Here is a 23658-nt window from a genome sequence, read left to right on the forward strand (position 1 = left end):
CGCGCTCTGTTTTTGACCATGCCGGAGTCTCGTGTGGCTAGAGGCGCTTCTTCAAAGCGCAGAAGACCTGAGGCGGGTTCTATGTACATAAGCGATTGAGCTTTATTGCATACGCATAAGTACGCTAGCATGCTTCGGCAACCCTACCATAAGAGAATTCCGCAATGAAGCTAACCTTGATCTCGCTGGCCTTTGTCGCCGCCAGCCTGGCGCTGCCGGCAGGGGCGGCCTCCGCTCCCGCCGACGGTCATGCGCTGCCGCCCGGCATCAGCTGGCTGCAGGGCGACGTGCCGGCGGCCTTCGCCAAGGCCAAATCGGAAAACAAGCCGCTGTTCCTGTACTGGGGCGCGGTATGGTGCCCGCCGTGCAATCAGGTCAAGGCCACCATTTTCAACCGCCAGGACTTTATCGCCCGCACTCGCCAGTTCGTGCCGGTCTACCTGGACGGCGACAGCCCGGACGCGCAAAAGCTGGGCAGCGAATTCAAGGTGCGCGGCTACCCGACCATGATTCTGTTCCGGCCGGACGGCGCGGAGATCACCCGCTTGCCGGGCGAGGTGGACCCGGAGCGCTATCTGCGCACGCTGGAACTGGGGCTGGCCGCGGCGCGGCCGGTGAAGGCGCTGCTGCAGTCGGCGCTGGCCGGCGACACGCTGGCGGACGGCGATTGGCAATTGCTGGCGGATTATTCCTGGGACACCGACCAGGCGCAGATCGTGCCTGAAAAACAGGTGGCGGCGACATTGGCACGCTTGGCGGACAAGGCGCCGGCGCAGCCGGCGGCCACCGCGCTGCGGCTGAAGTTGAAAGCGCTGGCCGCCGCGGCCGGCGAGGAGACGCCGGCGGCGGATCGCGCGCAAGGGCTGGCCGTCGCGCGCGCCGCCTTGGCGCAGCCGCGCGCCAACGCCGACATTCTGATCAACAGCGCCGCCGACATCGTCAAAGCCTTGAGCGCGGAGGGGGCCGAGCGTTTGGCGCTGGCGGCGCAATGGGACGCCGCCTTGGAAAAACTGGCCGCGGACGCCGGCCTGTCCACCGCCGACCGTCTGGGCGCCTTGTCGTCGCGGCTGGCGCTGGCGCGTTTGAACCAGCCCAAGGGCGAGCTGCCGCGCGTTTTGCGCGATGAAGTCAAACAGCGGGTGGCGGCGGCGGACAAGGGTACCGCCAATCCCTATGAACGCCAGGCGGTGATCACCGCCGGCGCCGATCTGCTGACTCAGGCGGGCTGGCTGGACGAATCCGACGCGCTGCTGAAGGCGGAACTGGGCCGCTCCCACGCGCCGTACTACCACATGCTGATCCTGGCCTCCAACGCCAAGCAGCGCGGCGACAAGGCCGCGGCGCTGGACTGGTACCGCCAGGCCTACGAGGCCGCCAACGGCCCGGCCACGCGGCTGCAATGGGGCGTCAGCTATCTGAGCGGGGCGATTGAACTGGCGCCGGCGGACGAGAAGCGGATCGAGAGCACCGCCAGCGCCATCTTCAAGGAGGCGGGCAGCACGCCCAGCGCCTTCTACGAACGCAACCGGCGCTCGCTGGAAAAAGCGGTGAACCGGCTCAAGGCCTGGGGCCGGCAGCAACAACAGACGGCGGCGCTGGCGCGCTTGGCCGGGCAACTGGACGCGGTATGCGGCAAGCTGCCGGCCGGCGATCCGCAGAAGCCGGTGTGCGAGGGCCTGGCCCAGTCCGCCCGCTCTTGAGTCAGCCCGCGGCGGCGGGCAGAGCCGACAGCATCACTTTGTCGCGGCCATGGTGCTTGGCCTGGTAGAGCATGGCGTCGGCCTCGCAGAACAGGCTTTCCAGCGAGGCGTGGCTGCTGTTCAGACAGGCCACGCCCAGGCTGGCGGTGAAGCGCAGCCGCGCGCCGGCCTCCGGCAGCGGCAGCTCGATGCGGGCGATGGCGGCGCGCAGCCGCTCCGCCACCTGCGCCGCCTGCTCGCGGCCGGTGTCCGGCAGCAGGATGCAGAACTCCTCGCCGCCGTGGCGGCCGATCAGATCCGTCTGGCGCGCCTGGCGTCGCAGGCAGTCGGCCAGCGCGGTCAGCGCCTGGTCGCCGGCCAGGTGGCCGTGGCGATCGTTGATGCTTTTGAAATGGTCGAGGTCCAGCACGATCAGCGACAAGGCTCGCCGTTCGCGCTGGGCCAGGCGGAACGCCGTCACCGCTTCCTCGTCGAAGCTGCGCCGGTTCAGCAAGCGGGTCAGGCTGTCGCTGCGCGATTGCTGCAACAGCTGATCCATCGCCCGTTCGTAGACCAGATAGAGCTGGCACACCACCACGCCGTAGCCGGACCACTGCGTCATCAGCAGCAACAGGTTCTGAGGCTGGCCGGCGACTTCGATGTCGGGCTGCATCGCGGACAGCGCCAGCGCCAGCCGCGTCATCTCCAGCAGCAGGGTCAACACCGCCAGCGCCGAGGCCAGCGACTTGCCGGCGCGCGGCGAATCCTGTTCCGCCTGCCACAGCCGCCAGGCGATCAAGCCCCACAGCAGACAAGCGCCCAGAGAGAAGATGGCGTGGCGGGCCAGCGCAGAATGCGCGAGGCCGTCGTGGATGAACAGCGGCAGGGGAATGAAGACCAGGGCCAGGCCCAAGGGCAGGCTGAAGTGGCTGGAGTGCTTGTAAAAACGCTCGATGCTGATCAGCACGTGCAGCGCCGCCAACTGGATCAGCAGTTTGGCGCTGATGGAGATCAGGGCGGGGTCCAGCTCCAGCGGCGCGAGATAGAGCAGGCCGGCCGCCGCGTCCAGCAAGCCGCCGATGGCGAGCGCCAGCACCGCGGGCTGGCGCTGGCTGCGCTGCCAGAACAGGAAGGTGACCAGGGAAATGACCAGGCTGTAGCCGGCGGTGCAGGCCAGCGTTGTCCGAGGGTCGAGGAAAAATGACATCGTGTTCTATGGGCAAAGAGCGTCTGGCAGGGTATCGGCCAGGCAAGCGCACGACAATAGCAGTCTATTGATATTCATACAATTTCACTCTGAAATAAAACGCAGGCCCATGCCATGGGATGCGGCGCGTGCGCTACAATTATCTCTTTTGATTGTTGGTCTGCATCATGGACAAGCCGCGGTATCCGATCAGCGAGCGCGAAGTGGAATTCAGCGCGATGCGCGCGCAAGGCGCAGGCGGGCAAAACGTCAACAAAGTGTCGTCGGCGGTGCATCTGCGCTTCGACGTGCGCGCCTCCTCTTTGCCGGAATGGCTGCGCGAGCGCTTGCTGGCCCTGCCGGACCAGCGCTTGAACAAGGACGGCGTGCTGGTGATCAAGGCGCAGCAGCACCGCACCCAGGAATTGAACCGCGCCGACGCGCTGCAGCGGCTGCAGGCCTGGGTCGACGCCGCCAGCCACACTCCCAAGGCGCGCCGCGCCACCAAACCCACTTACGGCTCCAAGCAGCGCCGGCTGGCCGGCAAGACGCGGCGCGGCGAAGTCAAATCCCTGCGCGGCAAGGTGGATCTGTAGCCGGCGCAATTGCTTCGGCGGAATCGCGGGAATGTATTAGTGTTAATGCTGAGAGCATTAATACTGAGGCAAAGGGGCCGCGATGAAAGGCTTGACGATTCGGGCGCAGCTGCAGCTGCTGGCTTTCGGCGTAGTGGTGTCCTGCCTGCTGATCGGCGCGGTCGGCTACCAAAGCACGGCGCACTTGGTGCGCAGCATCAATGAATTGCTGGACAGCCAGGGCGCGGTGCGGCGGCAGATGGACGCCGACATGATGCACGACGCGGTGCACGGCGACGTGCTGGCGCTGATGCTGGCGCAGAAGAACGGCGACCGCGCCGCGTTGACCGAGATTCGCAAGGACGTGGACGAGCACCGCAAGCGCTTTCTCGGCGCGATGAAGGAAAACCAGGACAAGGTCAGCGATCCCGAGGCCCGCGCCCTGCTTGAGCAGATCCTGCCGGTGGTGGAGCGCTATACCGGCGCGGCCGCCGCCATCGTCGCCGTCGGCTTCGACCAACCGGAGCAGGCGACCGCCAAGTTGAAGGATTTCCAGCAGGACTTCGCGCTGCTGGAGGACAAGATGGAAAAACTGGCCGACGCCATCGACAACGGTTCGCGGCGGCAGAACGACAGCACCGTGGCGCAGGTGGGCGTGGCCGCCGTGGTCATCATCGTGGCGGCGTTGGCCGCGGCCTTGCTGATGGCCCTGCTGTGCTGGTGGGTGGCGCGTTCGGTATTGCCGCCTATCGAGCGTTTCAAGGACGCGGCGCAGCGCATCGAGCGCAGCGGCGACCTGTCCATCCGCGCGCAAGTGGGGCGGCGCGACGAGTTGGGCGCCGCCATCGGCGAATTCAACACCCTGATGGACACCCTGCAAGGCATCGTCGGCAAGGTGGGCCAGACCTCCGGCGCGCTCGGAGATTCGGTCGACGAGATCGCCCAGCTCACCCAGAGCGTGGAACAGGCCAGCCGGCTGCAAACCGATTCGGCGCAGTCCATGGCCGGCGCCATTCAGCAATTGGCCGACCATCTGGCCAGCGTGGCCGAGCACGCCGACAGCACTTTGCGCATCGCCGGCGAAGTGGGGCAATGTTCCAGCGAAGGCAGCAAGGCGGTGCAGCAGACCGTGGGCAATATCGGCAACCTGGCCCAAACCATTCATCACAGCGCCAACAGCGTGCAATTGCTGGAGGGCGACATCCGCAAGATAGGCGGCATGGTGGACTCGATCCGCGGCATCGCCGAGCAAACCAATCTCTTGGCCTTGAACGCCGCCATCGAGGCCGCGCGCGCCGGCGAGTCCGGCCGCGGCTTCGCCGTGGTGGCGGACGAAGTGCGCGCGCTGGCGGAGCGCACCGCGCAGGCGACGGCGGACATCGTCAACGTCATTTCCCAGTTGCAGGCCACCTCGGAACAAGTGGTCAGCGGCATGGAAAGCGGCGTCGGCCAGGTGGAACAGGGGGTGGAACTGGTGAAGCAGCTGGGCGGCATGGTGGATCAGATCGGCCGTCAGGCCGGGGTGGCGGAGGAGCGCATCCGCAATATCTCCCGGCTGCTGGACAATCAGAAGGCGGCCGGCGCGCAAATCCTGGTCAACGTCGACGAGGTGACCCAGCACGCCGGCACCACCAGCCGTTCGGTGGGCCAGGTGCAGGACGAGCTGGTGCAGCTGCGCGGCCATTTCGGCGAGTTGAGCGAGTCCATCCGCCACATGCGGGTCTGATCCGGTTTGGCCGCCACGGCCGGCGCGGGTAGAATGCACGGTTTTTGACACGCCGAAGCGGCGCGGAGGATGCGGCCATGGCCAAAAAACAGAAACAGGACGAATTGGACGAGGAAACCCGCGCGCTGCTGGAATGGTGCGCCGAGGTGGAAACCCATCTGGTGGCGGCCGGCGCCACCGTGGCCGAGGCTCAGGAGCATATCGAGGAACAGGCCGAGTGGTACACCGACCAGTACTACGACGGTCTGAGCCCGGAAGAGGCGGCGCGGGCGGCGCTGAAATGAGTCGGCGCATCGCCGTCATCGACTTCGAAACCAACGGCGCCTCTCCGGGGCGCGATTGCCGCGCCACCGAAATCGGAGTGGCCTTGCTGGAAGACGGCCGCATCGTCGGCCGTTATCAAAGCCTGATCAACGCCGGGGTGTGGATTCCGCCGATGATCGAGCGCCTGACCGGCATCAGCAACGCAATGCTGCGCGACGCGCCGCCGCCGTCGGTGGCGATGGCGGAAGCGGCGCGCTTCGTCGGCGACACGCCGCTGGCCGCCCACAACGCCAGCTTCGACCGCAAGTTCTGGGATTACGAACTGGCCCAGCTGGGCCTGGCGCGCCGCCAGGACTTCGCCTGCACGCTGTTGTTGTCGCGCCGGGTGCTGCCGCAGGCGCCGGACCACAAGCTGGGCACTTTGGCGCGCTGGCTGGGCCTGCCGGACACCGGCCGCGCCCACCGCGCGCTGGCCGACGCGGAAATGGCCGCGCAACTGCTGTGTCATCTGCAGGGCGAACTCAGCCGCCGCTATGGAGCGCACCTGTGCGATCACGGCCAGCTGTGCGGCATGCAGAAGATCAGCGCGGCCAAGATAAGCCAGTATCTGCAGGCTCAGCTTGCTTAGAACCTGTTCAAAGTCTCGCGAGCAAGGGCGAGACAAGGCGAAAACTAGCGAAAAAGCGGAATGTACATGTGGTACATGAGCATTTTGAGCTGGTACTCGCCGTGCAACACTTCACGAAGCGCAGCGGACTTTGAACAGGTTCGTCGCCTCGCCTTGTGAAAGGCGAGACGGCGGGAGCGCTTTCGAAACCCACATCAATTCGCGCCGACGCCGAACTCCGGCCGGGCCGAGAACCAGTCCAGCGCCGATTCCCGCAGCGCGGCGACGGCCGGCGTGTCCGCCCGCTCGCGCAGGCAGGCCAGCACGATGCGCTGAGCGGGAAGCGGCTCGGCGATGGGGCGCAGCGCCAGCGGCTGGCCGTCGTAGCTGTGATCGCCGCTGGGCCGGGTGTAGGCGATGGCCACGCCCAGGCCGTGCGCCACCATGCCGCGTTGCAGCTCAAAACTGCGCACCGACTCCAGCCGCGCCGGCCGCAGGCCGTGCATGCGCAGCAAGTCCAGAAAATGCGGGCCGCTGTGCGCCTGCTCGGTCAGCAGCAGCGGCCATTCGCACAATTCCTTCAAACCCACCTGTTCCGCCCGCGCCAGCGGATGATCGACCGCCAGCAGCGCGTGCGGCGCCAGCGTGCGCAGTTCGGTCAAGGCCAGCGCCGGCGGCAGCGCCAGATCATAGCTGATGGCCGCGTCCAGCCCGCCCTGCAGCAGTTGCGGGCCGATCAGGTCGAAGCCGCATTCGCGCACCTCCACGCGCAGCCGCGGCTGGCGTTCGCCCAAGGCGCGCAGCAGGGGCGGCAGGCAATAGGGCGCCAAGTCCTCGAAGCAACCCAGCGCCAACTCTCCGGCCAAGGCGTCCGCGTTGTCGGCCAGCCCCTCCAGCGCCATCGCGGCTTCCACGGTTCGCCGCGCCTGCGCCAGCGCCTGCCGGCCAAACGGCGTCGTCGCCATTCCCGCGCCGCGGGTGCGGACGAACAGCGCCTGGCCCAGGATGGTTTCCAGCTCGCCGACGGCGGCGGATATCGCCGGCTGAGACACGTTCAGCCGTTCGGCCGCGGCGCTGATGCCGCCGTGGCGGGCCACGGCCAGCGCGTAGCGCAATTGACGCAGGGTCAGCTTCATCGCTTTTTCCGAGGAGTATGGTCAAAACATATTATTTTATTCTGGCATGGATTTGCGGCGATAGTGAGGACGGCCGCCCGCAGCGGCGGCGCCCACCCGCAGCAGATAAGGAGAACGCCATGCTTGCCTGTCCCGAAATTTCCGCCGCCGACGTCGCCGCTTTTCAGCGCGACGGCGCCGTCTGCCTGCGCGGGCTGTTCCGCGATTGGGTGGAAGCCATCGCCGCCGGCATCGAACGCAATCTGCGCGCGCCCGGCCCTTACGCCGGCAATGTGGTGGCCGCCGGCGAGCCGGGGTCTTTCTTCGAGGATTACTGCAACTGGCGGCGCATTCCCGAGTTCGAGGCGGTGGTGCGGGAGTCGCCGGCCGCGGCCGGCGCCGCCGCGCTGATGGGCTCGGGCAGCGCGCAATTCTTCCACGAGCATGTGCTGGTCAAGGAGCCGGGCACCCATAAGCCCACGCCCTGGCATCAGGACATCCCTTATTACTTTGTCGACGGCGAGCAGACCGTCAGTTTCTGGATTCCGGCGGACCCGGTGCGGGAGGCGACGTTGCGGCTGATCGCCGGTTCCCATCGTTGGGAGGAGTGGGTGCGGCCGCTGCGCTGGAAGGACGAGTCCGGCTTCTATCAAGGCGACGCGCGCCGCTACCGCGATGCGCCGGACCCGGACCGCGAACCGGGGATGACCGTGCTGGAGTGGGATCTGGAGCCAGGCGACGCGGTGGTTTTTGATTTCCGCACCGTGCACGGCGCGCGCGGCAATCCCGGCGGCGGACGACGCCGGGCCTTGTCCTTGCGCTGGCTGGGCGACGACGCGCGCTACGCCGAACGTCCGGGCCGCACTTCGCCGCCGTATCCGGAGCACGGCATGCTGCCGGGCCAGCGCCTGCGCGAGGACTGGTTTCCGGTGCTGTGGCCGGCGGCCTGAGAGCGGGTCGACTTTTCGCGCGGCGCGGCGTACGTTCCAAATCAAACGGCCCGCCTAGGCGGGCCGTGTCGTCGGCTCAGGCGTCCAGGCCCTGCTGGGCCAGCGCCGCGGCGCGCAGGACCGCGCGCGCCTTGTTCTGGGTTTCCTGCCATTCCATGTCCGGCGAGGAGTCGGCGACGATGCCGGCGCCGGCCTGCACGTAGAGCATGCGGTTTTTCAGCACCGCGGTGCGAATGGCGATGCACAGGTCCATGTCGCCGTTGAAGCCTAGGTAGCCGACCGCGCCGCCGTAGATGCCGCGCTTGCTGGGCTCGAACTGGTCGATGATCTCCATCGCCCGCACCTTGGGCGCGCCGGACAGGGTGCCGGCCGGAAAGGTGGCCTTGAGCACGTCGATGTTCGACACTTCCGGGCCGACCTTGCCTTCGACGCTGGACACGATGTGCATCACGTGGGAATAGCGCTCGATCGCCATATTGTCGGTGACGCGCACGCTGCCAGTGACGGACACGCGGCCCACGTCGTTGCGGCCCAGGTCCATCAGCATCACGTGTTCGGCGATTTCCTTGGGGTCGGCCAGCAGTTCGGCGGCCAGCGCCTCGTCCTGCTCGCGGGTTTGGCCGCGCGGGCGGGTGCCGGCGATGGGACGCACGGTGACGGTGTCCTGCTCGCGGCGCACCAGGATTTCCGGCGAGGCGCCCACCACGTGGAAGTCGTCGAAATGGTAGAGGAACATATAGGGCGACGGGTTCAGGCTGCGCAGCGCGCGGTAGAGGCTGAGCGGGGACTCCGCGAACGGCATCTGCATGCGCTGCGACAGCACCACCTGCATGATGTCGCCGTCGTGGATGTAGCGCTTGCAGGCGGATACCGCGTCCTTGAACGCCTGTTCGCCGTATTCGGACGCCGATTGCGTGCCTTGGGTCGGCAAGGACAGGGGCGCTTCCAGCGGTTCGCGCAGGCGAGCGCGCAATTGCGCCAGCCGCGCCTCGGCTTTCAGCAGCGCGTTGGGGACTTCCGGATCGGCGTAGACGATCAGGTACAGCTTGCCGGACAGATTGTCCACCACCGCCAGCTCTTCGGACACCATCAGCAGCATGTCCGGCGTGCCTATGGTGTCGGGCTTGCTGGTTTCGGACAGCCGCTTTTCGATGTGGCGGATGGTGTCGTAGCCGAAATAGCCGACCAGGCCGCCGGCGAAGCGCGGCAGACCGGGTTGCGGCGGGGTGTTGAAACGCTGCTGGAAGGCCTCGATGAAGGCCAGCGGGTCGCCGCTGTGGCGCTCGATCACCTTGTCGCCGTATTCCACCTGCACCTGCCGGCCGTTGACCCGCAGCCGAGTGGTGGACGGCAGGCCGATGAAGGAGTAGCGGCCAAAGCGCTCGCCGCCGACGACGGACTCCAACAGATAGGAATAAGGCTGGTTGGCCAGTTTCAGGTAGACCGACATCGGGGTGTCGAGGTCGGCGAACAGCTCCAGGCTAACCGGGATGCGGTTGTAGCCGGCGGCGGCCAGGCGGTTGAATTCTTCATGGGTCATGGCGGGTCCTGCGCTTTTGCGGTCGTGGTGAGGTCGAATGCAGCTTGTCAAACAGGCATTGAGCGACGCCATCGGCATCCAAGCCGGTATCCTTGTCTCATCATGAAGTTGTCATCCGTAAAAGAAGTTATCAGCTGATCAGCTATTCTTCATCAAATCGTAAAGTTCGGCAATATTGGCCACCACCAGGTCGGCGCCCAAGGAGGCGGCGTCCGCGTAGCCGTAGCTGACGGCGACGGCGGCGCTGCCGGCATTGCGGGCGGCCAGCACGTCGTTGGCGGAGTCGCCGACCATGGCCATTTGCTCGGGCTGAATGCCCAGCGCCTGGCAGGCGTGTTGCAAGGGCAGCGCCGACGGTTTCTTTTCCGGCAGGGTGTCGCCGCCGATGACCAGGCTGAAGTGGTCGCGCAGGCCCAGCTGCTCCAGCAGCGGCACGGCCAGCCGTTCGGACTTGTTGGTGATCACCGCCAGCGGCAGCTGCAGCGCGCGCAGCAGGCCCAGGCCGTCGGCCACGCCGGGATAGACGGCGGTGTTGTCGCTCAGGTGTTCGCGATAGTACTGGATGAAGAAGACGTAGCCGCGCTCCCACAGCGCCGGATCGGCCTGGCCGTCGCGCTCATTGGTCAGCGCGCGGTGCACCAGGCTGGCGATGCCGTCGCCGACATGCTCCTGGATGCGCAGCGCCGGCAGCGGCGGCAGGTCCAGATGTTCGCGCATGGCGTTGGCGGCGGCGGCCAGATCGGGGATGGAGTCGACCAGGGTGCCGTCCAGATCGAAGGCGACGGCTTTGATGTGTTTCAGATTCATATGCGTTTCAGTGCGGCGGCGTGGGCCGCCGGTTGGGTTTAGCCGGGCAGGCGTGGCGCGCGGGGACTGGGCTCCGCCCGTTGCCTGCTCCAAAGCGCGGCAGGACGCGGACAGCTTCTCAGCCCAGGTTGCGGATGTCCACCACGGCTTGCAGGCCGAAGGCCGGCGACAGCAGGTGATCGACGATGCGGCGCGCGGAGGCGGCCGGGGTGCTCAGTTCGCCGTCCGCCTTCAGCGCGTCGAAACGCGCTTTCTGCGGAAACTGCTCGGCGTCGCTGCCGCGGATGCTGGCCTGCATATCGGTGTCCACCACGCCGGGATAGAGCGCGACGATTTGCGCGGCGTTGGCCTGGCCGGCCTGTTCCGCCGCCACGCTGCGGCTGAAGTGGTCCAGCCCGGCCTTGGTGGTGCAATACACGCTCCAGCCAGGGTAGGGCTTGGCGGCGGCGCCGGAGGAAATGTTGAGGATGCGGCGGCGGGCCTTGAGGCCGGCGCTGGCGCGCAGCAGCGCGTCCGTGGCCAGCATGGGCGCCGCCAGATTGATCGCCAGCGCGCGGACCACGTCCTCGGCCGGGTAGTGGCCGGCCTGGGCGATGGGGCTCACCACGCCGGCGTTGTTGATCAGGTTGAGGCTGGCGCAATCGGCCGGCTTCAGTTGCTCCACCGCGGCGGCGATGGCCGGTGCCACCGCGGCGGCGTCGGAAAGGTCGACGTCGATGGCGCTCAGGCGTTCCGGGTAGCGGCGCGCCAGCGAGGCCAGCGCGTCCACGGCGCCGCGCGCCAGGCCGGCGACGCGGTAGCCGTCGGCGAGCAGGGCTTCGGTCAGCGCCAGGCCAAGGCCGCGGGAAGCGCCGGTCACGATGAAGGCATGCATATCTGTGCTCCTGGAGAGAGGGCCGGCTTCAGCGGAGCTGGGCCAGCTCGGCGCGCATCGCGTCAATCACGGTTGTGTAGTCGGCCTGGCCGTAGATGGCGGAGCCTGCGACGAAGGTGTCGGCGCCGGCCTCGGCCACTGCGCGGATATTGTCGGTCTTGACGCCGCCGTCCACTTCCAGCCAGATTTCGCCGCCATGCTTGGCGGTGTATTCATCGATGCGGCGGCGCGCCTCGCGCACCTTGTCCAGCGCGTGCGGGATGAACTTCTGGCCGCCGAAGCCTGGGTTCACCGACATGATCAGCACCATGTCTATCTTGTCCATCACGTGATCCAGATAGGACAAGGAGGTAGCCGGATTGAACACCAGGCCGGCTTTGCAGCCGGCGTCCTTGATCAGGCCCAGCGTGCGGTCGACGTGCTCGGAGGCTTCCGGATGGAAGGTGATGATGTCCGCGCCGGCCTTGGCGAAGGCGGCGGCCAGGCTGTCCACCGGCTTCACCATCAGGTGGACGTCGATGGGCGTGCCCTTGCAGTGAGGGCGGATGGCTTCGCACACCATAGGCCCTATGGTCAGGTTGGGCACATAGTGATTGTCCATCACGTCGAAATGGATGATGTCGGCGCCGGCGGCGATCACGTCGCGAACCTCTTGGCCAAGACAGGAAAAATCGGCGGAAAGAATGCTGGGGGCGATACGGAAAGTGCGCATAGGGCGTTGCTTTGGGCAAGGATGAACACGGGATGGCCACATTCTACCGCGCCAAAAGCGTCCCGGCGGGATAAAATGAAGCACAAACAACAAAAGGAGCGCTGAACATGGCGGAAAAAACCTACCGTGTCGAAGTGGAAGCCGAACCGCATTACATCGAAGAACAATCCAATATGGCCAACGACATCTATGTGTTCGGCTATCGCATCCGCATCACCAACACCGGCAGCGAACCGGCGCAGCTGGTCAGCCGCCACTGGATCATCGCCGACGCCAACGAGCAGGTGCAGGAAGTGCGCGGCATGGGCGTGGTGGGCGAGCAGCCGCGCATCGAGCCGGGCCAGTCTTTCGACTATTCCAGCGCCACCCATCTGAAAACGCCTTACGGTTCAATGAAGGGCAGTTATCAGTTCCTGGCCGACGACGGCAAGCGTTTCGAGGCGGAAATTCCCGAGATGAACTTGGTGGCGCCGCGCGTGCTGCACTAAAACCCCGAGGCCGGCGGCGCTATTTTTCCCTTGGCCAGGTCCACCACACGATGAAGGTGGCCAATCCGCCGGCAATCGCCGCTTCCAGCAATAATATCCACATGTCCGCGCCCCCTGGCGAGCGTTGATGATGTCTGCAAGACAGCTCAGCTCTCACTTTGGAACAGCTTGACGCAACAGGCAATCCCAAAATATGCGTTTCACCCATTCCGGCCCGGCTCCGGGCCGCCGCAACGATGTCGCCACCCTCAAGACGCTTGTGCCCTATTTATGGGTGTTCAAGTGGCGGGTGCTGCTGGCGCTGTCCTGTATGGTGCTGGCCAAGGTGGCCGCGGTCAGCGTGCCGCTGTACCTGAAAGACATCGTCGATCAACTCTCGGTGCCGGCCACGCTGTCGGCGCTGCCAGTGCTGGCGCTGGCCGGCTACGGCTGCGCCCGGCTGTTGTCCAGCGTGCTGGGCGAGTTGCGCGACGCGGTGTTCGCGCGGGTGATACAGGGCGCGGTGCGCAGCGTGGCGCGCGGCGTGTTCCAGCATCTGCTGCGGCTGTCCTTGCGCTTCCATCTGGAGCGCCAGACCGGCGGCATGAGCCGCGACATCGAGCGCGGCACCAAGGGCATAGGTTTTCTGCTGAACTTCACCGTGTTCAACATCCTGCCCACCTTGCTGGAAATCGGCATGGTCACCGCCATCCTGCTGCACCGCTACGCCTGGCCGTTCGCGCTGGTGACCTTCGGCACCATCGCCGTCTACATCGCCTTCACCCTGGTGGTGACCGAGTGGCGCACCGTTTACCGCCGCAGCATGAACGATCTGGATTCCAAGGCCAACGCCAAGGCGATAGACGCGCTGCTCAATTACGAGACGGTCAAATACTTCAACAACGAAGGCTACGAGGCGGCGCGCTACGACAAGAACTTGGCGGCCTGGGAGGCGTCCGCGATCAAGAACCAGGTGTCGCTGTCCATGCTCAACGCCGGCCAGGGCCTGATCATCGCCAGCGGCGTCACCCTGATCATGATCTTGTCCGCGCGCGAGGTGGTGGCCGGGCGGATGACGGTGGGCGACGTGGTGTTGGTGGCCACCTTCATCACCCAGTTGTACGCGCCGCTGAACTTCCTCGGTTTCGTCTACCGCGAGATCAAGCATTCGCTGGCCGACATCGAGCGCATGTTCGCGCTGCTGGGCGCCAACGAGGAAGTGGCGGACGCGCCGGGGGCGGCGGCGCTGGCCGCGCCGGCGGCCGCGGTGCGCTTCGAGCAGGTGGGCTTCGCTTACGAGAGCAAGCGGCGGATTCTGAACGAGGTCAGCTTCGAAATCCCGGCCGGCAAGACGCTGGCGGTGGTCGGCGCCAGCGGCGCCGGCAAATCCACGCTGTCGCGGCTGCTGTTTCGCTATTACGACGTCGGCCAGGGCCGCATCCTGGTCAACGGCCGCGACATCCGCGAACTGACTCAGGACAGCCTGCGCGCCCATATCGGCATCGTGCCGCAGGACACGGTGCTGTTCAACGACACGGTGTATTACAACATCGCCTACGGCCGGCCGGGCGCCAGCCGCGAGGAGGTGATGGAGGCGGCCAAGTCCGCGCACATCCACGATTTCGTCAGCGGCCTGCCGGACGGTTACGACACCATGGTGGGCGAACGCGGCCTCAAGCTGTCCGGCGGGGAAAAGCAGCGGGTGGCGATTGCGCGCACCATTCTGAAAAACCCGCCCATTCTGATCTTCGACGAAGCCACCAGCGCATTGGACTCGCGCACCGAGAAGGCGATCCAGCGCGAGCTGGCGGAAATTTCCGCTAACCGCACCACGCTGATCATCGCCCACCGGCTGTCCACCATCGTCGACGCCGACCAGATCCTGGTGATGGAGGCCGGCGGCGTGCTGGAGCAGGGCAGCCATCGCGAGCTGCTGGAGCGCGGCGGCCGCTACGCCGAGATGTGGCGCTTGCAGCAGACGGAGCAACTGGCGGCCGACGACGCCTGAAAGGCGTCGCTTTAAGCTTGGCGGCGGCCGGCGGCCTTCAATTCGCTCATCGCCGCCAGCACCTCGTCGGCCAGCGCCAGCATGCGTTGGCAGTCGGCCGCTTGCGGCTGGGAGGAGAAGTCCAGCGTGGGGGCCAGCGCCTGCAAGGCGCGGCGGGCGCTGGCGGCCACGTCGGCGGCCAGATTGAAGTCGCCGGGAGACAGCACCCGGCCGTTGCGGACTTTCTTGTAGTACACGGCCGCCATCTGCGCGTATTGCGTCGCGGTTTGCTGCGAGGCCAGGCTGGGGCCCAGCGCTTCCAGCAGCGCCATGATTTCGCGGCAGGCCTGCTCCGCGGCGTTCCAGCGCTTGTCCTGCTGCTGGCGTTGCTGCGCCTGGGGCTTGGTCGCGGCTTTCTTGCTGGCCATCTTGGGCTCCTGGGGAAATAGACAGAGCGCCGCATTCTAGCCATCCCGGCCGCGGCGCGCCACCGTCGCGCTATTCGTGCAGGTGGAAGCCGAGCAGGGCGTCGTCTTCGCTGGGCAGCGACAGTTCGACGAAATCGTTCAGGCAGAACAGGGTCAGTTTGCCGCCGTAGACCGCGCCGGTGTCCAGGTTCAGCACATTGTCGAAGCGGGTGGCGCTGGCTTGCGGGGTGTGGCCCACCAACAGCAGGTCCACGCCGCGCACGACGCCGCCTCGGCCCTGGCGCGCGCGTTCCCGCGACCACAACGCGACGTTGCGGCCGGTTTCCGGCAGCGTGCCGTTCGCGAGGCCGGCGGCCAGCGCGTCCCAGTCGTTGCCCGGGCAGTCCGCGTGCACCACGCCGATCTTGCCGCCGTCGGCGTCGCCGACTTCTATGGCGTAGGGCAGGCGTTGAAACGCGGCCAGGCAGGCTTGCCGCTCAGGCGCAGGCAGCGTCAGCAGCCAGGAGCCGCCGTTGTTGACGTGGCGGATTTCGGCCTGTTTGTCGCCCAGCAGCGAATCGATCGCCAATTGCTCATGATTGCCGCGCACGGCGTAGAACCACGGTTGCGCCAGCCATTCCAGCACCGCCGCGCTGTCGGCGCCGCGGTCTATCATGTCGCCGACCGACAACAGACGGTCGCATTCGGGATTGAAGGCGGCCATTTTCAGCAGGCGCGACAATTGGCGGAAGCAACCGTGAATGTCGCCGACCGCCCAGTCGCGGCCTTGGGTATTGCGTTGCAGCTTCAGAATCATGCTTGAACTCGGGGGTGGGGTGCGACTATTTTGCGCCATGCCAATGGTTTTGTCATCGTATTGATAGTTTCAAAATTAGAATTGTTTTGATTTGACTATCAAAGGCTTACCGAGTTCGACGCTTGCTGGGGCTAGCCGGTTCGCCACTCCTGACAGAATTGCCGGCGGAAGTCGCGCAGCCACTGCAGCCGCAGTTCCGCCATGCGCCTGCCGGCCTCGGTCTGCATCATGGCCGGCAATTTGGCGAGCTTGACCTCGATGTGGTCCAGCGCCCAGCGGCGGTCGTCCAGCTCGCGCGCTTCGCCCAGCGGGTCCAGCGGATGGGCCAGCGCCGAGTCCATGCGGCCGGCGGTGTAGAACAGCCGCGCCAGGCCGACGGCGCCCAGCGCGTCCATGCGGTCTGCGTCCTGCACGATGCGGGCTTCCAGGCTTTGCGGCGGAATGGCGGCGCTGAAGCTGTGCGCCTCGATGGCGTGGGCGACGCCGTCTAGCTTTTCCGGCGGAAAGCCGTCGGCGGCCAGCAGCGCGCGGGCGCGAGCGGCGGCCTGGCGCGAGGCCAGATGGCGTTCCGGATGGTTCTTGGGCAGGTTGACCAGGTCGTGCAGATAGCAGGCGGCCAGCACGGTCAGCGCGTCGGCGCCGGGGTGGGCGCCCAGCAGCTCCCGGGCGCAGGCCCAGACGCGGTGGAAGTGATTGAGATCGTGGGCGCCGTCGTCGTCGGCAGGCTGTTGTTGCAGCAGGCCGATCAGGCGGTTGCGCCAGTCGTCCAGCATCGTGTTGGAGAGGGGGGCGTTCATGGCGGCGGCAAGGATTGGGGCAGGGAATTACAGCCCCAATCCGCGCCGCCGTCAAGCCGGCTTTAGCCGGCGTTCAGTTCGCAGTAGCACGCCGCGATCGCCGAGGCCAGCCGGGCGTTGTTCAGCACCAGCTGGATGTTGGCGGCCAGGCTGTTGCCGCCGGTCAGCTCGCAGACGCGGGCCAGCAGGAAGGGCGTGGACTCCTTGCCGCCGACGCTTTGCTCCTCGGCCTCGCGCAGCGCCTGCTCGATGGCGGCGTCGATCTTGTCGCGCGGCATCGCGTACTGTTCCGGAATCGGGTTGGCCACCACCATGCCGCCGCGCAGCTGCAGGCTCCACTTGGCCTGCATCGCGGCGGCGATGTCGGCGGCCTCGTCCAGGCGGTGGTCCAGCTTGAAGGCGCTGTCGCGGGTGAAGAAGGCCGGCAGGCGGTCGCAGCGGTGGCCGATGACCGGCACGCCGTGGGTTTCCAGGTATTCCAGCGTCAGGCCCAGGTCCAGGATGGACTTGGCGCCGGCGCAGACCACGGCCACCGGGGTTTGCGCCAGTTCCTGCAGGTCGGCGGACACGTCGAAGCTCTGTTCCGCGCCGCGGTGCACGCCGCCGATGCCGCCGGTGGCGAACACGCGGATGCCGGCCATCGCGGCGATGATCATGGTGGACGCCACGGTGGTGGCGCCGCTGCGCTTGCCGGCGACGATGAAGGGCAGGTCGCGGCGGCTGACTTTGGGGATGTCGCGGCCGCCCTTGCCCAGGTATTCGATCTCGTCCGCGCTCAGGCCGGCCTTCAGGCGGCCGTCGATGATGGCGATGGTGGCCGGCACCGCGCCGTGGGCGCGGATTTCCGCTTCCACCTGCAGCGCGGTTTCCACGTTCTGCGGGTAGGGCATGCCGTGGGAGATGATGGTGGATTCCAGCGCCACCACCGGGCGGTTGGCGGCCAGGGCGGCGGCGACTTCGGGATGGATGTCGAGATGGGCGTTGTGCATTGCGTGCTCCTTGTTGATGACGAGATCAGGCGTTCAGATAAGCTTCCACCGCCGCGCGCGACAGCGAAGGGTTGTTGGTGGCGGCGGAGGACAGCGTCAGCGCGGCGCAGCCGCGGGCAAAGCGCACGCTGTCCGCCAGCGACAATTCATTGAGCCAGCCCCAGGCCAGGCCGGCCATCAGCGCGTCGCCGGAGCCGGTGGTGTTGACGATGGCGCAGTCCGGCGCGTCCAGCCAGCCGTCGCCGGCTTCGCCGCTGTAATAGATGCCGGCGCCGGCCATGCTCAGCACCACGCGGCGCACGCCTTGCTCATGGAACCAGCGCGCGGCTTCCGGCGCGTGTTCCGCCCGCTCCAGCGGCAGGCCGGACAAGGCGGCGGCTTCCAGCCGGTTGGGTTTCAGCGTATGGATGCGCGACAGCCAGGGACGCACGCGTTCGGCCTTGAACGCGGACACCGGGTCGACGAACAGCGGCTTGTCGCCGGTTTCGGCGATGAGCCAGGCCAGCGCGTCGGCGCTCAGATTGGTGTCGGCCACCACCGCGCCGGCGTGGCGCACCAGATCGCGCTGCGCTTGCAGGCGCTCCGGCGTCAGCCGGTTGAGGATGTCCATGTCGTTGATGGCCAGCGCCATGTCGCCGTCGGCCTGCTGGATGGACAGATAAGTGGACGTGGAGGCGTCCGGCAGCGTCAGACAGCCGCGCACGTCGACGCCGGCGCGCTGGGTGGCTTCCAGCAGCGAGCGGCCGTGGATGTCGTCGCCCACCACCGATACCAGCCGGCAGTCTGCGCCCAGGCGCGCCAGGTTTTCCGCGACGTTGCGCGCCACGCCGCCGGGCGAGCAGCGCACTTGACCGGGGTTGGAGTCGCCGTGGCGCAGCGCGGCGGAGGCGCTGCCGACGATGTCCATATTGGCGCCGCCGACGGCGGCGACATAGCGCTGTTCGGCCAGGATGTAGCCCTTGCCGCGGATATGCCCCTTCTGCGCCAGATTCATGATGTGCCCGGCCACCGCCGAGCGGCTGATGCCCAGTTGATCCGCCAGCTCCTGCTGCGGGATCAGCGGATCCCGACGCAGCAGGGCGAGGATTTGTTGTTCCCGCTCTGTCATCAAACATTTGTCCGTTTTGCAAACATTTGTTTGATATTACTGCTTTGGCATGCCGCGGGTCAAGGGCGGCGCATCTCCCATTGCGACAGCCACAGCCCGGCGCCGCAAGAGCGCAGCAGGGCGGCGCCGGCGAGGTCGTCGGCGTCGAGATTGCTGACGGACAGCGCGGGCGCGGAGGTTTGCCGCTGTACGGCGGCCAGCAGGGAGCGGGCGACGCCGCGGCGCCGATGCGGCGGCGCGACCGCCAGCTCCGCGACGTCGCCGGCGGCGGAGTGGAGCGCGTAGCCCAGCACCTCGCCATTCCGCGTCGCGGTCAGCAATTGCAGCGGCGGCCGCGCGCGCTCCAGGCTGTCGCGGCTGTTGGGCACGGCGGGCTCGCTGTGCAGCGGCCAGCGCGGCCATTGCGACAGATCCGCGGCTTCGCAACGCCAGCCGGGCGCGGCGTCCACGGCCAGCGCGTGTTCGATGCGGTAACAGTCCAGCCGCCGGTGCGGGCGAAAGCCGAGGCGCAGATAGGCGGCCATGGCCGCGGCGTTGTCGGCGATCACTTCCAGCCGTTGACGATGGATGCCCCGGCTGGCCAGTCTTTGCTCCGTCGCGGCGGCCATGGCCTGCAGCAGGCCTTGGCGGCGCGCGTCGGGCGTCACGCCGGTGGCGATGCAATAGCCGATCGGACCGGCCTCGTCGCAGTGCACGCCGGCCAGCCACAGGCCGACGAGGGCGCCGTCGCGCCAGGCGCCGACGCTCAGCTCCGGACGCCAGCTGCGTCGATGCAGCATGGCGGCCAGCTGTTCTTCGTCCATTCGCATCGGCAGCAGGTAGTCGCTGAACGCCAGCGCGAAGGCTTGGTGGATCAGCGGGAAATCGATCAGGGACAGGCTGTGCAGGCGCATGGACGGGCTCGGGTCAATAGGGATGGGCTGATTATGCGCGGCGGCGACGCGGCGTGGTCGGCGTTGTAGTGTATTGGATACAAAAGACTAAATTCAGCGATGACAGCCGGAGGCGATGCGTCTAGACTATAGCCATGCGCATTGTGCGTGTTTCAGAGGGAGGCGAAGTATGGATGGATTGAGTCAGATCAGCGGGCAGGGCGTGTCCAACAGCATCCAGATCTACGCATTGAAAAAAGCCATGTCGGCGCAGTCGCAGTCGGCCTTGAGCTTGGTGCAGGGCGCGTCCGACAATATGGCGCAGGCCCAGGCCAGCAATCCGGCCCATCTGGGGCAGAATATCGATACCCGCGCCTGAGACGGCGGGGTGACTGGAAAAGCGGCCTAGGCCGCTTTTTTTATTGTCGGGTTTCAGAATCTGTTCACGATCTAGCGGGTAAGAACGTGTTTACGATCTCGCGAGCTAAGGTGAGACAAGGCGAAAACGAGAGAAAAAGCGGAATGTACAGGTGGTACATGAGCATTTTGAGCTCGGTTTCAACGCTGTATCGCCGACGCGCAGCAGATCGTAAACAGGTTCTAAGGCGTTGTGGCTGAGAAAGCGGAGTATGCTCGTGGCGCATGAGCATTTCTAAGCTGTGCTCACCGTGCCGCGTATCACGACGCGCAGCAGATCGTAAACCGGTTCTCAGGCGCTGAGCGCCTGGTCCCAGTCTTCCGGGAACTGCCGTTCCAGCCATTCCGCCAGCCATTCCGCCGCGCTCTCCCAGCGCGTGTCCAGCATCATCATATGGCCGAGATGGGGCAGGATGTCCGCCGCCACGTCCAGGCGCCGCGCGGTGGCCACCACGTCCTCCGGCCCCACCAGCCGGTCTTCCGCCGCGCCCAGCACCAGCGCCGGCAGCCGCGCCAGCGGCCGGTTGGCCAGTGGGTTGACCAGGGTCATGTCCATCAGCGCGCGCGGGCTCTCCTGCTGGCAACGGCTGATCAGCAGTTCCACCGCCGATTCCGGCGCGTCAGGCGACAGCAGCATGTCCTTCAGTTCGACGAACTCCGGATCGTACAGGCCGTGCTGGTACATATTGAGCTTGAGAAACAAGGCCGGCGCCTGCGTCAGCAAGCGCAGGCTGGACGAAGCCAGGCCGCCGGGCGGCACCGAGGCCAGCAAGGCCGCGCCGGGCAGCTTGTGGCGGCTCAGATACTGCTGCACCACGTAGCCGCCCATGGAGTGGCCCACCATCACCGGCGTCGCCGGCAGTTGCTTGAGCGCGAGGTCAAGGTTGCGCACATAGTCGTCGACGCCGATGGCGGCCAGATAATCCCGGCCCTCGCTGCCGCCGTGGCCTTCCAGGCTCAGCGCCCAGCAATCGTAGCCTTGCCGGGCGAACCAGGGCATGAAGTTTTCCCGCCAGCACCAGGCGCCGCAAAAGGCGCCGTGCACGAACAACAACGGCGGCGCGAGACGCGCCGCCGTTGGCGCCGGGGCTTGATGCAGCAGCTCCAGGCGCGGGTGCATCACAGCACTTCTGCGGCGTGGTCGGCCAGCCGGGAGCGCTCGCCGCGCTGCAAGGTGATGTGGCCGGAATGGCCCCAGCCCTTGAAGCGGTCCACCACATAGGTCAGGCCGGAACTGCCCTCGGTCAGATAGGGGGTGTCGATCTGTGAAATATTGCCCAGGCAGACCACCTTGGTGCCGGGGCCGGCGCGGGTGATCAGCGTCTTCATCTGCTTGGGCGTCAGGTTCTGCGCCTCGTCTATGATCAGGTATTTGTTGAGGAAGGTGCGGCCGCGCATGAAGTTCAAGGATTTGACCTTGATGCGGGAGCGGATCAGGTCGCGGGTGGCGGCGCGGCCCCAGTCGCCGCCGTCGTCATCGCTCTTGTTGAGCACGTCCAGGTTGTCCTCCAGCGCGCCCATCCACGGCGCCATCTTTTCCTCTTCGGTGCCGGGCAGGAAACCGATGTCCTCGCCCACCGGCACGGTGACCCGAGTCATGATGATTTCGGAGTACAGCTTCTGCTCCAGCGTCATCGCCAGACCGGCGGCCAGCGTCAGCAGCGTCTTGCCGGTGCCGGCCTGACCCAGCAAGGTGATGAAGTCCACCTCCGGATCCATCAGCAGATTGAGGGCGAAGTTCTGCTCGCGGTTGCGCGCGGTGATGCCCCAGACGTTGTTCTTGTGGTGGCTGTAGTCCTTCAGCGTCTGCAGCACCGCGGTCTTGCCTTCCACCTGGGTCACGCGCGCCTGCAGCGGCTGGGCGCCTTCCTGCCACAGCATCTGGTTGACGTAGAGGTTCTGGCCGTCCGGCCCCTTGACCTGATAGTAGCTGCGGCCCTGTTCCTGCCAGGACTTCATGTCCTTGCCGTTGCGCTCCCAGAAGCTCTCGTCGATCTCGCGGGTGCCGGTGTAGAGCAGGTCGGTGTCTTCCAGCACCTTGTCGTTGAAATAGTCTTCCGCGTCCAGGCCCAGCGCGCGGGCCTTGATGCGCATATTGATGTCCTTGGACACCAGGATCACCGAGCGGCCTTGCTGCAACTCCTTCAGCGCCATCACGATGCCGAGGATCTGGTTGTCGGCCTTGCCCACCGGCAGCGACGGCGGCAGCACGCTGTGTATCGCTTGGGTCTGCAGGATCAGCTTGCCGGTGGCGGCGTCGCGGCTGGCGCTCTTCAGCGGAATGCCGGATTCGATCTTGGCTTCGGCGCCGCTGACGATCTCGTCGAGGAAACGGCTGGCCTGACGCGCGTTGCGCGCCACCTCGGACATGCCCTTCTTGTGGGTGTCCAGTTCTTCCAGCGTGATGATGGGGATGAACACATCGTGTTCTTCGAAGCGATACAAGCAGGTGGGGTCGTGCAGCAGCACGTTGGTGTCGAGAACAAACAGCTTGCTGGCGCTGATTTTTTTGCGGCTGGCCATGATGATCCCCTGGTTTTATCGCGGGGCGGGCCGGGAATCGGCCGACCCCGTCGCGGTTTTTTAGAGCGTCTTGACGAAGTCCAGCACCGCCGCGGCGTGGCCCGGCACTTTGACGCCGCGCCATTCGCGCGCGATGTCGCCGTTCCGGCCTATCACGAAGGTGCTGCGTTCAATCCCTCTGACCTGTTTGCCATACATATTCTTCATCTTGATGACGCCAAATAGATTGCAAACAACCTCCTCTGCATCGGACAACAATTCGAACGGCAGCTCCAGCTTGGCTTTGAAGTTTTCGTGAGACTTCAGGCTGTCGCGGGAAATGCCGACAACGGCGGCGCCGGCGGCGGCGAATTCGGCGTGCAGGTCGCGGAAATCCATGGTTTCGTTGGTGCAGCCCGGGGTGTTGTCTTTGGGGTAGAAGTAGATCACCAGCGGCTTGGGGCTGCTGGACAGCTGAAACGAGACGCCGGCGGTGCCGGGCAGGGTGAAGTCGGGGCAAGCAATGCCGGACATGCAGTAACTCCTGTGGTGGAACTGGGTCGGTGCGTCCGCCTTGTTTTGAGATTAGCGGATTCTCGCCCGGTTAGACAATGGGAATGGGTAACGAAATTTTCACGGCGCGTGCTCGCGCCGCAGCAGCACCAAGAGCGCGCCCGCGCCGCCCATGGATTCTCCGGCCTCGCAAAAGGCCAGCACGTCGGGGTGGTGCTTGAGCCAGGCGCGCACCATGCGTTTGAGCACCGGCTGGCCGTTGGAGCCGAAGCCCTTGCCGTGAATCACCCGCACGCAGGGGCCGTGGCGCCGCGCCTGGTGCAGGAACAGAGCCAGCGCGTCCTGCGCCTGGTAGCGGTCGCAGCCGTGCAGGTCGAGCTGGCGGCTGACCGGCCAGAAGCCGGCGCGCAGCTTCTTCAGCGTGGCGGAAGGCATGCCGGGGCGGGCGAAATGGGCGTCGATCTCGGCCGGCTCGAACCAGCCCACCATCTGCTGCAGCAAGGCCTGTTGCACCGCTTCCGACGTCTGGCCGTGCTGATGGCGGCGGCGCGGATGCGGGCTGGGCTTGGGGCGAGGGCTGGCGTGGCGGCCGTCCGGCTTCAGCGGCTTGACGTCGCGGAACAGCTGGCGGAAATCCGGCTCCGGCTCGGCCTGCGGCGCGGCGGAAACGGAAACGCCAGCCGGCGCGCGGGAATCGCGCACCTGCTGGCGCAGGCCTTGCAAGGCTTTCTTGAAGGCTTTCAAGCG

25 protein-coding genes are annotated in these 23658 nt (G+C 66.4%); 9 read left to right on the top strand and 16 right to left on the bottom strand.

What is annotated here, in order from left to right; all coding sequences use genetic code 11:
* Positions 1-164 precede the first annotated feature (164 nt).
* Positions 165-1700, top strand: a complete 1536-nt coding sequence (locus JW897_RS10815) for a thioredoxin family protein (protein ID WP_205466072.1) — start codon at positions 165-167, stop codon at positions 1698-1700.
* Position 1701: 1 nt separating this feature from the next.
* Here the strand turns inward: JW897_RS10815 and JW897_RS10820 are convergent, their stop codons facing one another.
* Positions 1702-2886 carry a GGDEF domain-containing protein gene (locus JW897_RS10820; protein ID WP_053077401.1) on the bottom strand — a complete coding sequence of 395 codons (1185 nt, stop codon included), beginning with the start codon at positions 2884-2886 and terminating at the stop codon, positions 1702-1704.
* A 167-nt stretch (positions 2887-3053) separates the two neighbouring features.
* Here JW897_RS10820 and arfB point away from each other — a divergent pair, with 167 nt between their 5' ends.
* The 4 genes from arfB (at position 3054) to JW897_RS10840 (ending at position 6058) form a co-directional block, all read left to right on the top strand.
* Positions 3054-3461, top strand: a complete 408-nt coding sequence (arfB, locus tag JW897_RS10825; protein ID WP_048414853.1) for an alternative ribosome rescue aminoacyl-tRNA hydrolase ArfB — start codon at positions 3054-3056, stop codon at positions 3459-3461.
* A gap of 82 nt (positions 3462-3543) precedes the next feature.
* Positions 3544-5166 (top strand): methyl-accepting chemotaxis protein, encoded by a 1623-nt coding sequence (locus JW897_RS10830; RefSeq protein ID WP_205466073.1) that lies wholly within the window; start codon positions 3544-3546, stop codon positions 5164-5166.
* Between the two features lie 77 nt (positions 5167-5243).
* Positions 5244-5450: a hypothetical protein gene (locus JW897_RS10835; RefSeq protein ID WP_019101381.1), complete on the top strand. Its 207-nt coding sequence runs from the start codon at positions 5244-5246 to the stop codon at positions 5448-5450.
* Positions 5447-6058: a 3'-5' exonuclease gene (locus JW897_RS10840; protein ID WP_205466074.1), complete on the top strand. Its 612-nt coding sequence runs from the start codon at positions 5447-5449 to the stop codon at positions 6056-6058. The genes JW897_RS10835 and JW897_RS10840 overlap by 4 nt, the downstream gene beginning before the upstream one ends.
* Positions 6059-6252: 194 nt before the next feature.
* Here the strand turns inward: JW897_RS10840 and JW897_RS10845 are convergent, their stop codons facing one another.
* A complete protein-coding gene (locus tag JW897_RS10845; protein ID WP_205466075.1) occupies positions 6253-7173 on the bottom strand; it encodes a LysR family transcriptional regulator in 921 nt (306 codons plus the stop codon).
* A 119-nt stretch (positions 7174-7292) separates the two neighbouring features.
* On the opposite strand from JW897_RS10845, the gene JW897_RS10850 reads away from it, so the two are divergent.
* Positions 7293-8102, top strand: a complete 810-nt coding sequence (locus tag JW897_RS10850; protein ID WP_205466076.1) for a phytanoyl-CoA dioxygenase family protein — start codon at positions 7293-7295, stop codon at positions 8100-8102.
* 76 nt (positions 8103-8178) lie between these two features.
* Here the strand turns inward: JW897_RS10850 and trpE are convergent, their stop codons facing one another.
* The 4 genes from trpE to rpe form a co-directional block, all read right to left on the bottom strand.
* On the bottom strand, positions 8179-9642 hold the full coding sequence (trpE, locus tag JW897_RS10855; protein ID WP_048414764.1) for an anthranilate synthase component I: 1464 nt from the start codon (positions 9640-9642) through the stop codon (positions 8179-8181).
* Between the two features lie 138 nt (positions 9643-9780).
* Positions 9781-10449: a phosphoglycolate phosphatase gene (locus JW897_RS10860; protein ID WP_048414763.1), complete on the bottom strand. Its 669-nt coding sequence runs from the start codon at positions 10447-10449 to the stop codon at positions 9781-9783.
* Positions 10450-10567: 118 nt separating this feature from the next.
* On the bottom strand, positions 10568-11323 hold the full coding sequence (locus JW897_RS10865) for an SDR family oxidoreductase (RefSeq protein WP_205466077.1): 756 nt from the start codon (positions 11321-11323) through the stop codon (positions 10568-10570).
* 28 nt (positions 11324-11351) lie between these two features.
* A complete protein-coding gene (rpe, locus tag JW897_RS10870; RefSeq protein ID WP_205466078.1) occupies positions 11352-12035 on the bottom strand; it encodes a ribulose-phosphate 3-epimerase in 684 nt (227 codons plus the stop codon).
* A 107-nt stretch (positions 12036-12142) separates the two neighbouring features.
* Here rpe and apaG point away from each other — a divergent pair, with 107 nt between their 5' ends.
* On the top strand, positions 12143-12523 hold the full coding sequence (gene apaG / locus JW897_RS10875; protein WP_019101389.1) for a Co2+/Mg2+ efflux protein ApaG: 381 nt from the start codon (positions 12143-12145) through the stop codon (positions 12521-12523).
* Positions 12524-12716: 193 nt separating this feature from the next.
* Positions 12717-14510, top strand: a complete 1794-nt coding sequence (locus JW897_RS10880; RefSeq protein ID WP_205466079.1) for an ABCB family ABC transporter ATP-binding protein/permease — start codon at positions 12717-12719, stop codon at positions 14508-14510.
* An 11-nt stretch (positions 14511-14521) separates the two neighbouring features.
* Here JW897_RS10880 and JW897_RS10885 read toward each other — a convergent pair whose 3' ends face one another.
* The 6 genes from JW897_RS10885 to JW897_RS10910 form a co-directional block, all read right to left on the bottom strand.
* Positions 14522-14917, bottom strand: a complete 396-nt coding sequence (locus tag JW897_RS10885) for a hypothetical protein (protein WP_205466080.1) — start codon at positions 14915-14917, stop codon at positions 14522-14524.
* Between the two features lie 70 nt (positions 14918-14987).
* Positions 14988-15713, bottom strand: coding sequence for a metallophosphoesterase (locus tag JW897_RS10890; RefSeq protein ID WP_048414758.1), 726 nt, complete (start codon positions 15711-15713; stop codon positions 14988-14990).
* Between the two features lie 131 nt (positions 15714-15844).
* The gene (locus tag JW897_RS10895; RefSeq protein WP_205466081.1) at positions 15845-16510 is read right to left on the bottom strand and encodes an HD domain-containing protein; all 666 of its coding nucleotides are present in this window, start codon (positions 16508-16510) and stop codon (positions 15845-15847) included.
* 62 nt (positions 16511-16572) lie between these two features.
* Complete coding sequence (locus JW897_RS10900; RefSeq protein WP_205466082.1) at positions 16573-17499, bottom strand: pseudouridine-5'-phosphate glycosidase; 927 nt, start codon at positions 17497-17499, stop codon at positions 16573-16575.
* A gap of 25 nt (positions 17500-17524) precedes the next feature.
* Entirely contained in the window at positions 17525-18607 is a 1083-nt protein-coding gene (locus tag JW897_RS10905; RefSeq protein ID WP_205466083.1) for a PfkB family carbohydrate kinase, read from the bottom strand.
* A gap of 59 nt (positions 18608-18666) precedes the next feature.
* Positions 18667-19500, bottom strand: a complete 834-nt coding sequence (locus tag JW897_RS10910) for a GNAT family N-acetyltransferase (RefSeq protein WP_205466084.1) — start codon at positions 19498-19500, stop codon at positions 18667-18669.
* 169 nt (positions 19501-19669) lie between these two features.
* Between JW897_RS10910 and JW897_RS10915 the strand changes: the two genes are divergently transcribed.
* Complete coding sequence (locus tag JW897_RS10915) at positions 19670-19858, top strand: putative motility protein (protein WP_048411033.1); 189 nt, start codon at positions 19670-19672, stop codon at positions 19856-19858.
* A 330-nt stretch (positions 19859-20188) separates the two neighbouring features.
* Here the strand turns inward: JW897_RS10915 and JW897_RS10920 are convergent, their stop codons facing one another.
* The 4 genes from JW897_RS10920 to JW897_RS10935 all read right to left on the bottom strand — a co-directional run bounded on the left by JW897_RS10920 (position 20189) and on the right by JW897_RS10935 (position 23655).
* The gene (locus tag JW897_RS10920) at positions 20189-21016 is read right to left on the bottom strand and encodes an alpha/beta hydrolase (protein WP_240352163.1); all 828 of its coding nucleotides are present in this window, start codon (positions 21014-21016) and stop codon (positions 20189-20191) included.
* Positions 21016-22419: a PhoH family protein gene (locus tag JW897_RS10925; RefSeq protein WP_048414752.1), complete on the bottom strand. Its 1404-nt coding sequence runs from the start codon at positions 22417-22419 to the stop codon at positions 21016-21018. The genes JW897_RS10920 and JW897_RS10925 overlap by 1 nt, the downstream gene beginning before the upstream one ends.
* A 60-nt stretch (positions 22420-22479) precedes the next feature.
* Positions 22480-22932, bottom strand: coding sequence for a peroxiredoxin (locus JW897_RS10930; RefSeq protein ID WP_048414751.1), 453 nt, complete (start codon positions 22930-22932; stop codon positions 22480-22482).
* A 99-nt stretch (positions 22933-23031) separates the two neighbouring features.
* Positions 23032-23655 carry a Smr/MutS family protein gene (locus JW897_RS10935; protein WP_048414750.1) on the bottom strand — a complete coding sequence of 208 codons (624 nt, stop codon included), beginning with the start codon at positions 23653-23655 and terminating at the stop codon, positions 23032-23034.
* Positions 23656-23658: the final 3 nt, after the last annotated feature.

Origin of the sequence: Chromobacterium alkanivorans (assembly GCF_016937655.1) — a bacterium.
Lineage (GTDB): Bacteria > Pseudomonadota > Gammaproteobacteria > Burkholderiales > Chromobacteriaceae > Chromobacterium > Chromobacterium alkanivorans.

Excerpts from the sequence above, each read along its gene's own strand:
- JW897_RS10910 (WP_205466084.1), bottom strand. The coding sequence starts at position 19,500 with ATGCGCCTGCACAGCCTGTCCCTGATCGATTTCCCGCTGATCCACCAA.
- JW897_RS10930 (WP_048414751.1), bottom strand. The coding sequence starts at position 22,932 with ATGTCCGGCATTGCTTGCCCCGACTTCACCCTGCCCGGCACCGCCGGC.
- JW897_RS10900 (WP_205466082.1), bottom strand. The coding sequence starts at position 17,499 with ATGCACAACGCCCATCTCGACATCCATCCCGAAGTCGCCGCCGCCCTG.
- rpe (WP_205466078.1), bottom strand. The coding sequence starts at position 12,035 with ATGCGCACTTTCCGTATCGCCCCCAGCATTCTTTCCGCCGATTTTTCC.
- JW897_RS10820 (WP_053077401.1), bottom strand. The coding sequence starts at position 2,886 with ATGTCATTTTTCCTCGACCCTCGGACAACGCTGGCCTGCACCGCCGGC.
- JW897_RS10830 (WP_205466073.1), top strand. The coding sequence starts at position 3,544 with ATGAAAGGCTTGACGATTCGGGCGCAGCTGCAGCTGCTGGCTTTCGGC.
- JW897_RS10865 (WP_205466077.1), bottom strand. The coding sequence starts at position 11,323 with ATGCATGCCTTCATCGTGACCGGCGCTTCCCGCGGCCTTGGCCTGGCG.
- JW897_RS10860 (WP_048414763.1), bottom strand. The coding sequence starts at position 10,449 with ATGAATCTGAAACACATCAAAGCCGTCGCCTTCGATCTGGACGGCACC.
- JW897_RS10845 (WP_205466075.1), bottom strand. The coding sequence starts at position 7,173 with ATGAAGCTGACCCTGCGTCAATTGCGCTACGCGCTGGCCGTGGCCCGC.
- JW897_RS10815 (WP_205466072.1), top strand. The coding sequence starts at position 165 with ATGAAGCTAACCTTGATCTCGCTGGCCTTTGTCGCCGCCAGCCTGGCG.
- apaG (WP_019101389.1), top strand. The coding sequence starts at position 12,143 with ATGGCGGAAAAAACCTACCGTGTCGAAGTGGAAGCCGAACCGCATTAC.
- JW897_RS10925 (WP_048414752.1), bottom strand. The coding sequence starts at position 22,419 with ATGGCCAGCCGCAAAAAAATCAGCGCCAGCAAGCTGTTTGTTCTCGAC.
- JW897_RS10835 (WP_019101381.1), top strand. The coding sequence starts at position 5,244 with ATGGCCAAAAAACAGAAACAGGACGAATTGGACGAGGAAACCCGCGCG.
- JW897_RS10850 (WP_205466076.1), top strand. The coding sequence starts at position 7,293 with ATGCTTGCCTGTCCCGAAATTTCCGCCGCCGACGTCGCCGCTTTTCAG.
- JW897_RS10920 (WP_240352163.1), bottom strand. The coding sequence starts at position 21,016 with ATGCACCCGCGCCTGGAGCTGCTGCATCAAGCCCCGGCGCCAACGGCG.
- arfB (WP_048414853.1), top strand. The coding sequence starts at position 3,054 with ATGGACAAGCCGCGGTATCCGATCAGCGAGCGCGAAGTGGAATTCAGC.
- JW897_RS10840 (WP_205466074.1), top strand. The coding sequence starts at position 5,447 with ATGAGTCGGCGCATCGCCGTCATCGACTTCGAAACCAACGGCGCCTCT.
- JW897_RS10880 (WP_205466079.1), top strand. The coding sequence starts at position 12,717 with ATGCGTTTCACCCATTCCGGCCCGGCTCCGGGCCGCCGCAACGATGTC.
- JW897_RS10915 (WP_048411033.1), top strand. The coding sequence starts at position 19,670 with ATGGATGGATTGAGTCAGATCAGCGGGCAGGGCGTGTCCAACAGCATC.
- JW897_RS10885 (WP_205466080.1), bottom strand. The coding sequence starts at position 14,917 with ATGGCCAGCAAGAAAGCCGCGACCAAGCCCCAGGCGCAGCAACGCCAG.
- JW897_RS10905 (WP_205466083.1), bottom strand. The coding sequence starts at position 18,607 with ATGACAGAGCGGGAACAACAAATCCTCGCCCTGCTGCGTCGGGATCCG.
- trpE (WP_048414764.1), bottom strand. The coding sequence starts at position 9,642 with ATGACCCATGAAGAATTCAACCGCCTGGCCGCCGCCGGCTACAACCGC.
- JW897_RS10895 (WP_205466081.1), bottom strand. The coding sequence starts at position 16,510 with ATGAACGCCCCCCTCTCCAACACGATGCTGGACGACTGGCGCAACCGC.
- JW897_RS10890 (WP_048414758.1), bottom strand. The coding sequence starts at position 15,713 with ATGATTCTGAAGCTGCAACGCAATACCCAAGGCCGCGACTGGGCGGTC.